Origin of the sequence: Frondihabitans sp. PhB188, assembly GCF_003752365.1 — a bacterium.
Taxonomy (GTDB): domain Bacteria; phylum Actinomycetota; class Actinomycetes; order Actinomycetales; family Microbacteriaceae; genus Frondihabitans.
The window spans coordinates 1-13,425 of sequence record NZ_RJUO01000001.1; the positions used below are offsets into that span (position 1 = coordinate 1).

At 70.9% G+C, this 13,425-nt stretch carries 13 protein-coding genes, 1 rRNA gene and 1 pseudogene; all 15 read left to right on the forward strand.

Annotated elements, in window-relative coordinates; translation table 11 throughout:
* Positions 1 to 88: ribosomal RNA gene (gene rrf, locus EDF46_RS00005) — 5S ribosomal RNA — on the forward strand; the annotation flags it as partial.
* Between the two features lie 350 nt (positions 89 to 438).
* The gene (locus EDF46_RS18495; protein ID WP_199738212.1) at positions 439 to 1,128 is read left to right on the forward strand and encodes a hypothetical protein; all 690 of its coding nucleotides are present in this window, start codon (positions 439 to 441) and stop codon (positions 1,126 to 1,128) included.
* A 47-nt stretch (positions 1,129 to 1,175) separates the two neighbouring features.
* Positions 1,176 to 1,811, forward strand: coding sequence for a hypothetical protein (locus EDF46_RS00010; protein ID WP_233579715.1), 636 nt, complete (start codon positions 1,176 to 1,178; stop codon positions 1,809 to 1,811).
* A gap of 22 nt (positions 1,812 to 1,833) precedes the next feature.
* Positions 1,834 to 2,805: an HAD-IIA family hydrolase gene (locus EDF46_RS00015; protein ID WP_233579716.1), complete on the forward strand. Its 972-nt coding sequence runs from the start codon at positions 1,834 to 1,836 to the stop codon at positions 2,803 to 2,805.
* A 73-nt stretch (positions 2,806 to 2,878) separates the two neighbouring features.
* Positions 2,879 to 3,037: a hypothetical protein gene (locus EDF46_RS18500; protein WP_199738162.1), complete on the forward strand. Its 159-nt coding sequence runs from the start codon at positions 2,879 to 2,881 to the stop codon at positions 3,035 to 3,037.
* Positions 3,034 to 3,867, forward strand: a complete 834-nt coding sequence (locus EDF46_RS00020) for a TlyA family RNA methyltransferase (protein ID WP_123504250.1) — start codon at positions 3,034 to 3,036, stop codon at positions 3,865 to 3,867. Before EDF46_RS18500 ends, EDF46_RS00020 begins: the two co-directional genes overlap by 4 nt.
* Positions 3,868 to 3,869: 2 nt before the next feature.
* Positions 3,870 to 4,811, forward strand: coding sequence for an NAD kinase (locus tag EDF46_RS00025; RefSeq protein WP_123504251.1), 942 nt, complete (start codon positions 3,870 to 3,872; stop codon positions 4,809 to 4,811).
* A gap of 12 nt (positions 4,812 to 4,823) precedes the next feature.
* Entirely contained in the window at positions 4,824 to 6,554 is a 1,731-nt protein-coding gene (gene recN, locus EDF46_RS00030; protein WP_123504252.1) for a DNA repair protein RecN, read from the forward strand.
* Between the two features lie 47 nt (positions 6,555 to 6,601).
* Positions 6,602 to 8,302 (forward strand): CTP synthase, encoded by a 1,701-nt coding sequence (locus EDF46_RS00035; RefSeq protein WP_123504253.1) that lies wholly within the window; start codon positions 6,602 to 6,604, stop codon positions 8,300 to 8,302.
* The gene (locus tag EDF46_RS00040; protein ID WP_233579717.1) at positions 8,295 to 8,867 is read left to right on the forward strand and encodes an NUDIX hydrolase; all 573 of its coding nucleotides are present in this window, start codon (positions 8,295 to 8,297) and stop codon (positions 8,865 to 8,867) included. The genes EDF46_RS00035 and EDF46_RS00040 overlap by 8 nt, the downstream gene beginning before the upstream one ends.
* Positions 8,868 to 8,901: 34 nt before the next feature.
* Positions 8,902 to 9,900, forward strand: a complete 999-nt coding sequence (gene xerD / locus EDF46_RS00045) for a site-specific tyrosine recombinase XerD (RefSeq protein ID WP_123504255.1) — start codon at positions 8,902 to 8,904, stop codon at positions 9,898 to 9,900.
* 179 nt (positions 9,901 to 10,079) lie between these two features.
* Entirely contained in the window at positions 10,080 to 10,955 is an 876-nt protein-coding gene (locus tag EDF46_RS00050) for a ParA family protein (RefSeq protein WP_123504256.1), read from the forward strand.
* Positions 10,939 to 11,790 (forward strand): ScpA family protein, encoded by an 852-nt coding sequence (locus tag EDF46_RS00055; RefSeq protein WP_123504257.1) that lies wholly within the window; start codon positions 10,939 to 10,941, stop codon positions 11,788 to 11,790. The genes EDF46_RS00050 and EDF46_RS00055 overlap by 17 nt, the downstream gene beginning before the upstream one ends.
* Positions 11,780 to 12,409, forward strand: a complete 630-nt coding sequence (scpB, locus tag EDF46_RS00060; protein WP_123504258.1) for an SMC-Scp complex subunit ScpB — start codon at positions 11,780 to 11,782, stop codon at positions 12,407 to 12,409. The genes EDF46_RS00055 and scpB overlap by 11 nt, the downstream gene beginning before the upstream one ends.
* Positions 12,399 to 13,169, forward strand: a pseudogene (locus EDF46_RS00065) (pseudouridine synthase); the annotation flags it as partial. The gene scpB and the pseudogene EDF46_RS00065, both read left to right, overlap by 11 nt.
* Positions 13,170 to 13,425 lie beyond the last annotated feature (256 nt).

Here is a 13,425-nt window from a genome sequence, read left to right on the forward strand (position 1 = left end):
CGGTCACATTCCGAACCCGGAAGCTAAGACTCTCAGCGCCGATGGTACTGCAAGGGGGACCTTGTGGGAGAGTAGGACACCGCCGGACTCAACTTAGAAGAGGCCACCCAGCAATGGGTGGCCTTTTCGCATTTAACCCTGCAGCGCCGGCAGTGCCGAGGCTGGCTGTTAGGCTGGGTTCACAACACCACAGCAGGCCCCATCGAGTGAACCCCGGTTAGCGCCGGGCGAGTTCCTCGGTTCCGTGTTCGTCTTCTCGACGTGCACTGGCACAGATGCCGACGTCGACAGACGTCGTGCGACACAGACCCGAACTTCAGGAGAACAGCGTGAGCGATCGCGACGACGACAACGACAAGCGTCCGCGACGCGACGACTCCCGCAACACCGGGTCGGGGCCTCGAGGCGGCAGTTCAGGCCGCGGTGATCGGCCTCAGGGTGGCCGCTCTGATCGCGGTGGCCCGCGTCGCGATGGCGATCGACCTGACCGCGGTGGTCCGCGCCGCGATGGTGGTCCTGCTCGTGATGGTGGTGCGCCGCGTCGCGATGGCGGCGGCTACAGCCGTGACAGCGGCGCCCCTCGTCGTGACGGCGCTCCGTCGCGTGATGGCGCGAACCGCGACCGGACGTGGAGTCCGCGTCCGCCACGGGGTGGTTCCGACCGTGGTGGTGCGGAGCGGGGTGGTGCGGAGCGCGGCAGCCGTCCGTGGCAGGACCGCCCGGCGAACGGGCGCCCGTCGGGGGAGAGGTCTGACAGCCGACGTCCTCCGCGCGGCGACGGTCCTGCGGGTGCTGAGCGTTCCTACCGTCCTGGCGGTCGTCCTCCGCAGACCGGCGGTCGACCGGCCGAGCGAAGCGGGCGTCCCGGGCAGGGCGGTCGTCCGACTCAGGGTGGCAGGCCTCCGCAGGGCGGTCGTCCCGACCGCGGTGGGCCCGACCGCGGTGGGCCCGACCGCAACGGTCCCGACCGCGGCAGCCGCGCCGGCCGCGACCCTCGCGACAACGGCGGAGAGTGGGAGGACCGCGATCCGCTGGGCCTGCGTTCCGTCCGTCCCCGCCAGTTCGAGCCGCATCTGCCCGACGAGGTCGAGCCGCGTCAGCTCGACAAGGTCGCCCGCGCCGAGCTGAAGACTCTGAGCAAGGAGAACGCCGACTTCGTCGCGCGCCACTTGATCATGGCGGCGACGCTCATCGACGAAGACCCCCAGCTCGCTCACCAGCACGCTCAGGCCGCGGGTCGTCGCGCCGGCCGCATCGCGGTCGTCCGCGAGACGATCGCCATCACGGCCTACGCGCTGGAGGACTACGCCCTCGCGCTGCGCGAGCTGCGCACCTACCGTCGCATCTCGGGCCGCAACGACCAGCTGCCCATGATGGTCGACAGCGAGCGCGGACTCGAACGGCCCGACCGCGCGCTCGAGCTCGGTCAGTCGGTCGAGGCCGACTCGCTCGAGGTTCCCGTGCGGGTCTCGCTGGCCATCGCCCTGTCGGGCGCTCGTCTCGATCTCGGCCAGGCCGACGCTGCGCTGCGGGAGCTCGAGATCCCTCAGCTCGACCGCACCCGCGCGTTCAGCTACAGCCCCGACCTGTTCGACGCCTACGCGACCGTGCTCGAGGAGCTCGACCGCGGTGCCGAGGCGGCGGACTGGTACGCCCTGGCCCGTCGTGCCCGCGCGGCCCTGAACACGTCAGACATCGAAGAGGACCGAGAGACCGTTGAGATCGTGGAAGAAGAAATCGAAGGATTCGACGGAGACGACGTCCCCCTCGACTCCGAGCTCGACGGCGACGACGAGCGCCCCGTCGACTGAGGCGCGATATCCGCTGGCAGGAGTGGACGTCGTCCTCGCCGACCTCGACGGCGTCGTGTACACCGGCCGTAACGCGATCCCGCACGCCGTGGAGAGTCTGAACAGGGCCGCTGCCGACGCTCGCGTCGCATACATCACCAACAACGCCTCTCGCACGGCCGACGCGGTCGCCGCGCAGCTGAGCGGCTTCGGCCTCGACGTGTCGGGCGACGACGTCGTCACGAGCCCGCAGGCGGCCATCCGACTCCTGGTCGACGCTGTCGAGCCCGGCTCGACGATCCTGGTCGTCGGGGGAGAGGGTCTCACCACCGTCGTGCAGGCTGCCGGCTTCACCGTGACTCGCTCGGCGGACGACTCCCCGGCTGCCGTCATCCAGGGCTTCGCGCCGGAGGTCGGCTGGAAGGACCTCGCCGAGGCGTCCTTCGCTCTCGCCGCCGACATCCCCTGGATCGCCACGAACCAGGACTGGACGATCCCGCAGGAGCGGGGCATCGCCCCCGGCAATGGCACGCTCGTCTCCGCAGTCCACACGGCAGTCGGCCGGCTGCCGCTGGTGGCGGGGAAGCCCGAGAGGGCGATCTTCGACGCCGCCCTCGAGCGGTACGCCGCCGAGGCGCCGCTGTTCATCGGCGATCGCCTCGACACCGACATCATCGGCGCCAACAAGGCGGGCATCCCCTCGGTGCTGGTGCTGACCGGCATCGACAAGGCCAAGCAGGTGCTGGCCGCCGCGGCAGACTCGCGTCCTCAGTACATCCTCGGTGACCTCCGGGAGCTGCACGAGGAGTACCCGGCGACCGTCGAGACGACGAGTCGTGACGGTGCACGAGTCTTCACGGTGCGCGACGCGCGCGTGCAGCTGCACGGCAATGTCGTCACGGTGCTCGAGAGCGGCGATCTCCCGGTCGACCTGCTGCGCGCCGGCGCTGCGGCCGTCTGGGCGAGCGGACTGATGATCTACGGCATGGTCGTCGACCCGGCGCTGCACGCCTGATCCAGGAGGATCGGCGCGACCCTGTGGACGGCCGCCGAGCGATGTCGGCGGGAGCGGTTAGGGTGGATCGACCATGAGCGACGCGAACGAAGCAACGAACGATCTCATCTCGCGACTGGCCGTCATCGACGGCCAGCCGCTCGAGACTCGCGCCGTCGCCTTCGCGCACGTTCACGACGAGCTGCGAGCCGTGCTCGACGGCGGCCGCCAGGCGTCGACCGGAGTGGCATGACGCCTGCCACCGAGCCCGAGGCCGCGCTGTCGGGGCCCGAGCGACTCGACGTGGCGCTCACGAGCCGCGGCCTCGCGCGGTCGCGGACGCATGCCCACCGGATGCTCGCCGACGGTCTCGTGACGGTCGACGGCAAGCCGGTGCTGAAGGCGTCCTTCTCGACCCTGCCGGTCCAGCGCATCGAGGTGGCGGGCCTCGACCACTACGTCAGCCGCGCGGCTCACAAGCTGATCGGCGCTCTCGACGCGTTCGACGTCGATCCCGCGGGGCGCGACGCGCTCGACGTCGGGGCGTCCACGGGCGGCTTCACCCAGGTGCTTCTCGAGCGCGGCATCCGCTCCGTCGTCGCCCTCGACGTCGGCCACGGTCAGCTCGTGCCGCGCATCCGCGGCGACGACCGGGTCGCCGTGGTGGAGGGATCGAACGCGCGCTACCTCACGCGCGACGCCCTCGTCGCCTCCGGCCCGCACGCGTCGACGATCGATCTCGTCGTCGGCGACCTCTCGTTCATCTCGCTGGGTCTGGTTCTGCCCGCGCTGGTGTCGTCCGTCGCACCCGCGAGCGACTTCGTGCTGCTCGTCAAGCCGCAGTTCGAAGTCGGTCGGCAGGGCATCCGCGAGGGCATCGTCCATGATGCGGCCCTCCGCTCCGACGCGGTGCAGTCGGTGCTCTGGTCGGCTCACGACCTCGGCCTCAGGACGGCCGGTGTCATCCCGTCGCCGATCGTCGGCACGAACGGCAATCGCGAGTACTGCGTGCACCTGAGCGCTGCCGCCGGGGTGAATCCGACAGAATGGATCCAGCGGGTCGACGAGATGACGAAGGGCTGAGCATGACTGCCGAGCTTCCTGACGCGAGCGCCCAGCCCGATCGTCACATTCTGATCGTCTCCCACACGGGCCGGCGCGACTCGATCGACGCGGCGCTCGAGGTGTGCGGAGCGCTGGTGGCCGCGGGTCTCGTCCCGGTCCTGCCGCGAGACGAGTACGACGACGTCCGCGCCGCCGAGCCCACGCTCGACGGCGTCGACATCCTCGGCTCCGACGTGTCGGTCGACGACGTCGAGTCCGTCGTCGTGCTCGGCGGCGACGGCACGATCCTGCGCGCCGCCGAGCTGGTGCGGGGCACTCGTGCGCCCATCATCGGCGTGAACCTCGGCCACGTCGGGTTCCTGGCCGAGAGCGAGCGCGACGACCTGCAGGACACGATCCAGCGCGTGCTCGCCTTCGACTACGAGGTCGAGGAGCGCTTCGCCCTCGACATCGCGGTGCTCGTCGACGGCGAGGTCGTGTACGAGTCATGGGCCCTCAACGAGGCAACGGTCGAGAAGGCCGCGCGCGAGCGGATGCTCGAGGTCGTCATCGAGGTCGACGGCCGCCCGCTGTCGTCGTTCGGCTGCGACGGGGTCGTCATGTCGACCCCGACCGGCTCGACCGCCTACAACTTCAGCGCCGGCGGCCCTGTCGTCTGGCCCCAGGTCGAGGCGATGATCCTCGTGCCGCTCAGCGCCCACGCCCTGTTCGCTCGCCCGCTGGTCGTCGGGCCCGACTCGACGCTCGCCGTCGAGGTGCTCAGCCGGACCGACGGCTCGGGAGTCCTCTGGAGCGACGGCCGCCGCGCTCACACGCTCGAGCCCGGCGCTCGCGTCGTCGCGAAGCGGTCCGACAAGCCCGTGCGGCTGGCCCGCCTCCGACGCGCGCCGTTCGCGGATCGCCTCGTGGCGAAGTTCCACCTGCCCGTCACCGGCTGGCGAGGCCCGCAGGAGACTCCGTGATCGAGGCCCTTCGTGATTGAGGAGATCAGCATCAGAGACCTCGGTGTGATCGGGCGCGCGACACTGCCGCTCGGCCCGGGGTTCACCGCGGTGACCGGCGAGACAGGCGCCGGCAAGACCATGGTCGTCTCGGCGCTCGGCCTCCTGCTCGGGCAGCGCGCCGACGGCGGAGCCGTGCGCCAGGGCTCGCCGCAGGCCGTCGTCGACGGCCGCTGGTCGGTGCCCGACGACGGCGCCGTCGCGGAGCGCGTCCGCGACGCCGGCGGCGACATCGACGACGGCGAGCTGTTCGTGAGCCGCATCGTGTCGAGCGAGGGCCGCAGCCGCGCTGTCGTCGGCGGCCGCAGCGCGCCGGTCGGCGTCCTGGGCGACCTCGCCGAGCACCTCGTCGCCGTGCACGGGCAGTCCGAGCAGATCCGCCTCAAGTCGTCGTCCGCCCAGCGGCACGCGGTCGACGCCCACGGCGGCGCCGAGCTGGCCGCGACGAGCGCCGAGTACCGCCGCGCCTACGACGACTGGCAGCTGGCTGCCCGCGAGCTGGCCGAGATCACCGGCGACCGCGACGCCCGCCTCGCCGAGGCCGAGGCCCTGCGCGCCGCGATCGACGAGATCGTGGCCGTCGATCCGCAGCCCGGCGAAGACGACGAGCTCGAGGCCACGGCCGAGCGCCTGAGCAACGCCGAAGACCTCCGCCTCGCCGCCGGCCTGGCCCACGAGGTGCTCTCGACCGACTCCGTCGACGGGACCCGCGACGTCGTCACCCTCGTCGACGAGGCACGCCGCCAGATCGAGCGGGTCTCGCGCCACGATCCCGAGCTGGCGTCGATCGCCGACCTCCTCACCGAGGTGAGCGTCCAGGTCTCGGAGACGAGCTCGCGGCTCTCCAGCTACCTGGGCTCCCTCGACGCCGATGTCAGCCGCGAGCTCGAATCGGTGCAGGAACGCCGAGCCCTCCTCGCCCAGCTCGTACGAAAGCACGGTCCCTCGCTCGCCGAGGTCATCGACCTGGTGTCGACGGGGTCGGCGCGGCTGGTCGAGCTCGACGGGGACGACGACCGCGTCGCGCAGCTGGCCGACGACGTCGAGGCGTCCCACGCCGAGGCCCGCCGCCTCGCCGCGAAGCTGACCGAGCTGCGCCGGGCGTCCGGCGACGACCTCGCCCGACGGGTATCGGCCGAGCTCTCGGCACTGGCGATGACCGGGGCCGAGCTCGTCGTCGCCGTGACCGAGCGCGACGAGCTGGGCGGGTCGGGAGCCGACCATCTCGAGTTCCTGCTCAAGCCGCATTCGGGCAGCGAGGCCCGGCCGCTGGGCAAGGGCGCCTCGGGCGGCGAGCTCTCGCGCATCATGCTGGCGATCGAGGTCGTCATGGCCGCGTCGAGCGACGTGCCGACGTTCGTGTTCGACGAGGTCGACTCCGGCGTCGGCGGGTCGTCCGCGATCGAGATCGGGCGGCGCCTGGCGATGCTCGCCGAGCGGTCGCAGGTGATCGTGGTCACGCACCTGGCCCAGGTCGCCGCGTTCGCCACGAACCACCTCCGCGTCGTGAAGGATGCCACGGGATCGGTCACCGCATCGAGCGTGCAGCAGCTGACCGGCGACGAGCGCGTCGCCGAGATGGCCCGGCTGCTCTCGGGCCTGCCGGACAGCGAGAGCGGCCTCGAGCACGCGCGCGAGCTGCTCGACCTGGCCGCCTCAGACGGCTCGACACGCGCGGGCCGGCCCGTCGACTCACGGTCGTAACGCGAGGGGCTGGGAGAGGAACCGTGAGTGACGTAGGATGGAAGCCCGTGGTGGTTAATCAGAACTCGGGTCCTAGCTCCTCCAAAGTAACGAAGCACATATTCGTTACAGGGGGCGTCGTCTCCTCTCTCGGCAAGGGCCTCACGGCAGCCAGCCTCGGCAACCTTCTCACCTCGCGCGGTCTGCGCGTCGTCATGCAGAAGCTCGATCCGTATCTCAACGTCGATCCCGGGACGATGAACCCGTTCCAGCACGGCGAGGTGTTCGTCACCGACGACGGCGCCGAGACCGACCTCGACATCGGGCACTACGAGCGCTTCCTCGACATCAACCTCAACCAGGGCGCGAACGTCACGACCGGTCAGATCTACTCGACGGTCATCGCGAAGGAGCGCCGCGGCGAGTACCTGGGCGACACGGTCCAGGTGATCCCGCACATCACCGACGAGATCAAGCGCCGCATGCGCCTGCAGGCCTCCGACGAGCCGCAGCCCGACGTCATCATCACCGAGGTCGGCGGCACGGTCGGCGACATCGAGAGCCAGCCGTTCCTCGAGTCGGCCCGCCAGGTGCGCCACGAGCTCGGCCGCTCGAACGTCTTCTTCGTGCACGTGTCGCTGGTGCCGTTCATGGGCGCCTCCGGCGAGCAGAAGACGAAGCCGACGCAGCACTCCGTCGCGGCGCTCCGCGCCATCGGCATCCAGCCCGACGCGCTGGTGCTCCGCAGCGACCGTCCGGTCACCGAGTCCAACCGCCGCAAGATCGCCCTCATGTGCGACGTCGACGAGGACGCCGTGGTCAACGCGCGCGACGTGCCGAGCATCTACGAGATCCCGGCGATGCTCAACGAGCAGGGCCTCGACGCGTACATCATCGAGCACCTCGGTCTCGACGAGAAGGCCGGCGCCGTCGACTGGACGGGCTGGAACCCGATCCTCTCGGCTGTGCACGAGCCCAAGCACGAGGTCACGATCGGCCTGGTCGGCAAGTACATCGACCTCCCCGACGCCTACCTCAGCGTCACCGAGGCCCTCAAGGCCGGCGGCTTCGCGCAGCAGACGAAGGTCTCGCTGCGGTGGATCCCGTCTGACGACTGCGAGACTGCGGAAGGCGCTGCCAAAGCGCTCGGCGAGGTCGACGGCATCTGCGTCCCCGGCGGCTTCGGCATCCGCGGCATCGAGGGCAAGCTCGGCGCGCTGCGATTCGCCCGCGAGAACGGCGTCCCCGCGCTCGGCCTGTGCCTGGGTCTGCAGTGCATGGTGATCGAGTACGCCCGCAGCAAGGCCGGGCTCGAGCACGCCTCGTCGTCGGAGTTCGACCCCGACACCGAGCACCCCGTCATCGCGACGATGGCGGAGCAGGTCGACATCATCGCCGACGGCGACCTCGGCGGCACCATGCGCCTCGGCCTCTACCCGGCGGCTCTGCTGCCCGGCTCGCTCGCCGCCGACCTCTACGGCTCGGAGCTCGTCGAGGAGCGCCACCGCCACCGCTACGAGGTCAACAACCACTACCGGGAGCAGATCGCCGACGCCGGCCTGGTGTTCTCGGGCACATCGCCCGACGGCCACCTCGTCGAGTACGTCGAGCTCGACCGCGCCGAGCACCCGTACTACATCGGCACGCAGGCGCACCCCGAGCTCCGGTCGCGTCCGAACCACGCTCACCCGCTGTTCGAGGGCCTCGTCTCGGCGTCGCTCGACCGCCAGAATGCGACCCGCCTGTTCGAGGTCGCCGAAGGTGCCTGAGTCGATCCCGCTCTCGGACGACGCGTTCGAGGTCGACGTCACTGCGACCGACGTCGTCTTCACCGGCGCCGTCTGGAACGTGCGGCGCGACGCCTTCACGTACAACGGCGAGTCGATCCGCCGCGAGTACATCGACCACACGGGCGCCGTCGCCGTCGTCGCGCAGGACGACGCGGGGCGGATCCTGCTCATCAAGCAGTACCGTCACCCCGTCCGCAGCCGTGACTGGGAGCTCCCGGCCGGGCTGCTCGACATCCCGGGCGAAGACACCCTCGTCGCCGCGCAGCGCGAGCTGGCCGAGGAGGCCGACCTGCACGCCGACACGTGGGAGCACCTCGTCACGTTCAACACGTCGCCCGGCGGCAGCAACGAGAAGCTCGTGGTGTTCCACGCCACCGGCGTGAGCGCCACCGAGCAGGCGTTCGACCGCGAGGCGGAGGAGGCCGACATCGAGGTGCGCTGGGTCGCCCTCGACAACATCGTGGCCGGCGTGCTCGACGGCGGGCTGCACAACTCGATCCTCGCGATCGCGGCGCTGGCGCTGCACGCGAAGCTGGGGCGCTAGCCGGGTCGGCGCCCACCTGGCCTAGCGTGGGGGCATGACCTCCCTCGCCGACGCCGTGAGCCGCTACCTGCGGCACATCGCGATCGAGCGGGGGCTGTCGCCGCACACGGTGTCGGCCTACACGCGGGATCTCGGGCTGTACTCCGAGTTCCTGCGCGAGAGAGGGGTGGTCGACCCCGCGTTCGTCGAGCCCACGACCGTCGGCGACTTCCCGGCGCACCTCGCGACCCGCGAGCCGCCGCTGGCCGCGTCGTCGATCGCGCGGATCGTGTCGAGCGTGAAGGGCTTCCACCGGTTCGCCGCGGAGGAGGGGCTCGTCGCCGACGATGCCACAACGACGACGCGCCCGCCGAAGCTGCCGTCACGGCTGCCCAAGGCGATCAGCATCGCGCAGGTCGAGGCGCTCCTGGCCGCGACCGACGGCGACGAGCCCACACGGCTGCGCGACAAGGCGCTGCTCGAGCTGCTGTACGCGACGGGCGCCCGGGTATCGGAGGCCGTCTCGCTCAACGTCGACGACGTCATCGAGGGCGACGTGGTGCGACTGTTCGGCAAGGGCGGCAAGCAGAGGATCGTGCCGCTCGGCAGCTACGCCCGCCGGGCCCTCGACGCGTACCTCGTGCGGGCGCGGCCGCTCTTCTCGGCGCGGGGATCGGCGACGCCGGCCCTCTTTCTCGGCGTGCGCGGGGCGCGGGTGTCGCGGCAGAACGCGTGGTTGATCATCCAGGCGGCGGGCGAACGCGCCGAGCTCGGGTTCGAGGTATCGCCGCACACGCTGCGCCACTCGTTCGCGACGCACCTGCTGGAAGGCGGTGCCGACGTGCGCGTCGTCCAGGAGCTGCTCGGACACGCCTCGGTCGCCACGACGCAGATCTACACGCTGGTGACGGCCGACGCGCTCCGCGACGCGTACGGGGCGGCGCACCCGCGCGCGCGATGGGCGCCGGGGGAGACGGCGGCGCGGCGGGCTCGGGCCGAGCGGTCGGCGGCTGCGCGGTCGGCGGCTGCGCGGTCGGCGGCTGCGCGGCTGTAGTTCGGAAGGATTCGCGGGGTGGGCGTCCTTGTGAGGGGACGGTTTCAGGCGATGCTTCCTTGTGGCGCGCGCGATCGGCGGCGAAGATCCTTGCGAACGCTCAGCGCGTCCTCGCGAAAGGACGTGCGTGCCCGCCGCGCCACACCGGCGGAGAGCCGCCCCGCCGGTAGGATTGCCGGGTGAGCACGACGCCGAACACCAGCACCGAGTCGGCCCCGAAGACGGGCCCGACCGGCCGACCCCTGTCGACGTTCGCCGTGCCGCCCGTGCTGCTCAGCCACGGCCCGGCGCGCATCATCTCGCTCTGCAACCAGAAGGGCGGCGTGGGCAAGACCACGACGACGATCAACCTCGGCGCCTCGCTCGCCGAGTACGGCCGACGCGTGCTCGCCGTCGACTTCGACCCGCAGGGTGCGCTCAGCGCCGGCCTCGGAGTGCAGACGCACGACGTCCCCACCATCTACGACCTGCTCATCGGCACCGTCAAGGACCCTTACGAGGTCATCCAGTCGACCGGCGTCGAGGGTCTCGACGTGATCCCGGCCAACATCGACCTCTCCGCCGCCGAGGTGCATCTCGTCAACGAGGTGGCCCGCGAGCAGATCCTGGCGCGCGTGCTCCGCAAGGTCCGCGACGACTACGACGTTATCCTCGTCGACTGCCAGCCGTCGCTCGGCATCCTGACCGTCAACGCGCTGACCGCGGCTCACGGCGTCCTGATCCCGCTCGAGTGCGAGTTCTTCGCCCTCCGCGGCGTGGCCCTCCTCGTCGAGACGATCGACAAGGTGCGCGACCGACTCAACGAAGACATCGAGCTCGACGGCATCCTCCCGACCATGTACGACTCGCGCACTCTCCACAGCCGCGAGGTGCTGGAGCGCGTCGTCGACGCATTCGGCGACCGGGTGCTCGAGACGGTCATCACGCGGACCGTGAAGTTCCCCGACGCCTCGGTCGCCGCAGCGCCCATCAACCAGTTCGCTCCGTCGCACCCCGCCGCCGAGGCCTACCGCCAGCTGGCCAGAGAGCTTATCGCCCGTGGCGCCGCAGCCTGAGACGGCTGCCGCCGACCCGACCGATGTCGCCGCCGACGTCGAATCGTCGACCGACTCCGCCTTCCGTGTCAGCCTGACGAACTTTTCGGGGCCCTTCGACCTCCTGCTCTCGCTCATCACGAAGCGCGAGATGGACATCACCGAGATCGCCCTCAGCGCCGTGACCGACGAGTTCCTCTCGTACCTGCGAGGCCTCGACTCCGATGAGGAGCTCGATCGCGCCAGCGAGTTCCTCGTCGTCGCGGCCACCCTGCTCGACCTCAAGGTCGCGGGCCTGCTGCCCCAGGGCGAGCTCGTCGACGCCGAAGACGTCGCGCTCCTCGAGGCCCGCGACCTCCTGTTCGCGCGCCTGCTGCAGTACCGCGCGTTCAAGCAGGCCGCCGAGTGGTTCGCCTCGCGGGGCGAGGCCGAGGGCGACCGCCACGCGCGCAGCGTCCGCCTCGAGCAGAAGTTCCGCGTCTCGACTCCCGAGCTCGTCTGGACCCTCTCGGTCGACGACTTCGCGGCGATCGCGGCTCTGGCGATGACGCCGCGCGACGAGCCCACCGTCGGGCTCGACCACCTGCACGCCCCGCTCGTGAGCATCCGCGAGCAGGCCGCGATCGTCGTGTCGATGCTCCGCCGCGGCGCCGTGATGAGCTTCCGCGAGCTGATCGACGGGGTCGACGTCAAGGGCGTCGTGGTCGCCCGCTTCCTCGCGATCCTCGAGCTGTACCGCCACGCGTCGCTGAGCTTCGAGCAGCTCGAGCCGCTGGGTGACCTCACCATCCGCTGGACGGCGGAGCACTGGACCGAAGAGAACCTCGCCAACCTGGGGGCCGACTATGACGGCTGACAGCCAAGCCGCAGAGCGCTTGCACGAGCCCGGGCAGAAGCACGCGGCGCAGGATCAGCCCGCCCCCGGCGTGCCCATCGCCCGCACGCTGGAGGCCATCCTGATGGTGGCCGACGAGCCGCAGAGCCTCGTGGCGCTGGCCACGGCGGTGGGTGCGCCCGTTCCTGCGGTCAGACAGGCCGTCGACGACCTCGTGGCCGACTTCGACGGCGGCGCCGGGGGAGTGCGGCGCGGGTTCGAGCTGCGCGAGGTCGGCGGCGGCTGGCGCTTCTACGTGCGCGAGGAGTTCGACCCCATCGTGCGCGACTTCGTGCTGACGCAGAACCCGACGAAGCTGTCGCAGGCTGCGCTCGAGACGCTCGCCGTGATCGCGTACAAGCAGCCGATCACCCGCGGGGCCATCGCGCAGATCCGCGCGGTCAACGTCGACAGCGTCGTGCGCACGCTGCTCGGGCGGGGTCTCATCACGGAGTCGTTCACCGACGCCGAGACCGGGGCGATCAACTACGAGACCACGGAGCTGCTTCTGACGCATCTCGGCATCAACTCGCTCGACGACCTGCCGCTGATCTCGCCGCTGCTTCCCGATGGAGCCGGAGGGTTCGAGGATGTCCGATAAGAACGAGCAACAGGGCGAGCGCCTGCAGAAGGTCATGGCCGCCGCCGGCATCGCCAGCCGCCGCGTCAGCGAAGACCTGATCGCCGCCGGGCGCGTCACGGTCAATGGCGTCGTCGTGACCGAGCCGGGCCGCCGGGTCGACCCCGCGGTCGACAAGGTCGTCGTCGACGGCCAGGCCGCGCAGCTCGACACGTCGCGCCGCTACCTCATGCTCAACAAGCCGGTCGGCGTCGTCTCGTCGCTGAAAGACGAGCGGGGCCGCCCCGACCTCACGGAGTTCACGCGTCACTACCCGGAGCGCCTCTTCAACGTCGGCCGCCTCGACGCCGAGACCAGCGGGCTCCTCATCCTCACCAACGACGGCGAGCTCGCCCATGTGCTGGCGCACCCGTCGTTCGGCGTGACGAAGACGTACATCGCCAAGGTCGAGGGCTCGATCACTCCGGCCACGGCCAAGAGGCTCATGGCGGGCATCGAGCTCGACGACGGGCCGATCCACGCCGACTCCGCGCGCATCGTCGACCGCGGCACGGGTCGTGCGGGCGGCACCAGCATCATCGAGATCACCCTGCACTCCGGCCGCAACCGCATCGTGCGGCGCATGCTCGACGCTGTGGGCCACCCCGTCGTCGACCTCGTGCGCCGCTCGTTCGGCCCGCTGCACCTCGGGTCGCTGCGCATCGGCGAGGTCCGCGACCTGACCCGCGACGAGCTGGGCGACATCCTGACGATCGCGCGCGACGCCGGAATCGCTCCCGCCGAGCCGTCGGCTGTCGTGGCGGCCGCGGTGCAGGACGCCATGGATTCGACGGGGGTCGAGCTCGTCGCCGACGTCGAGGACGACGTCGCCGAGAGCGACAAGGAGTACTACGACGAAGACGACGAGGAGTACGAGCCCGAGCTCGACGCCCGCGAGGAGAGCCGTCGTGGTGCCGCCGAGGCGTCCGATGCCGGCGCTCGCCGCGTGCCGAAGAAGCAGTACGACAGCGACGGAAACCGCCGCGTGGCCGTCAACG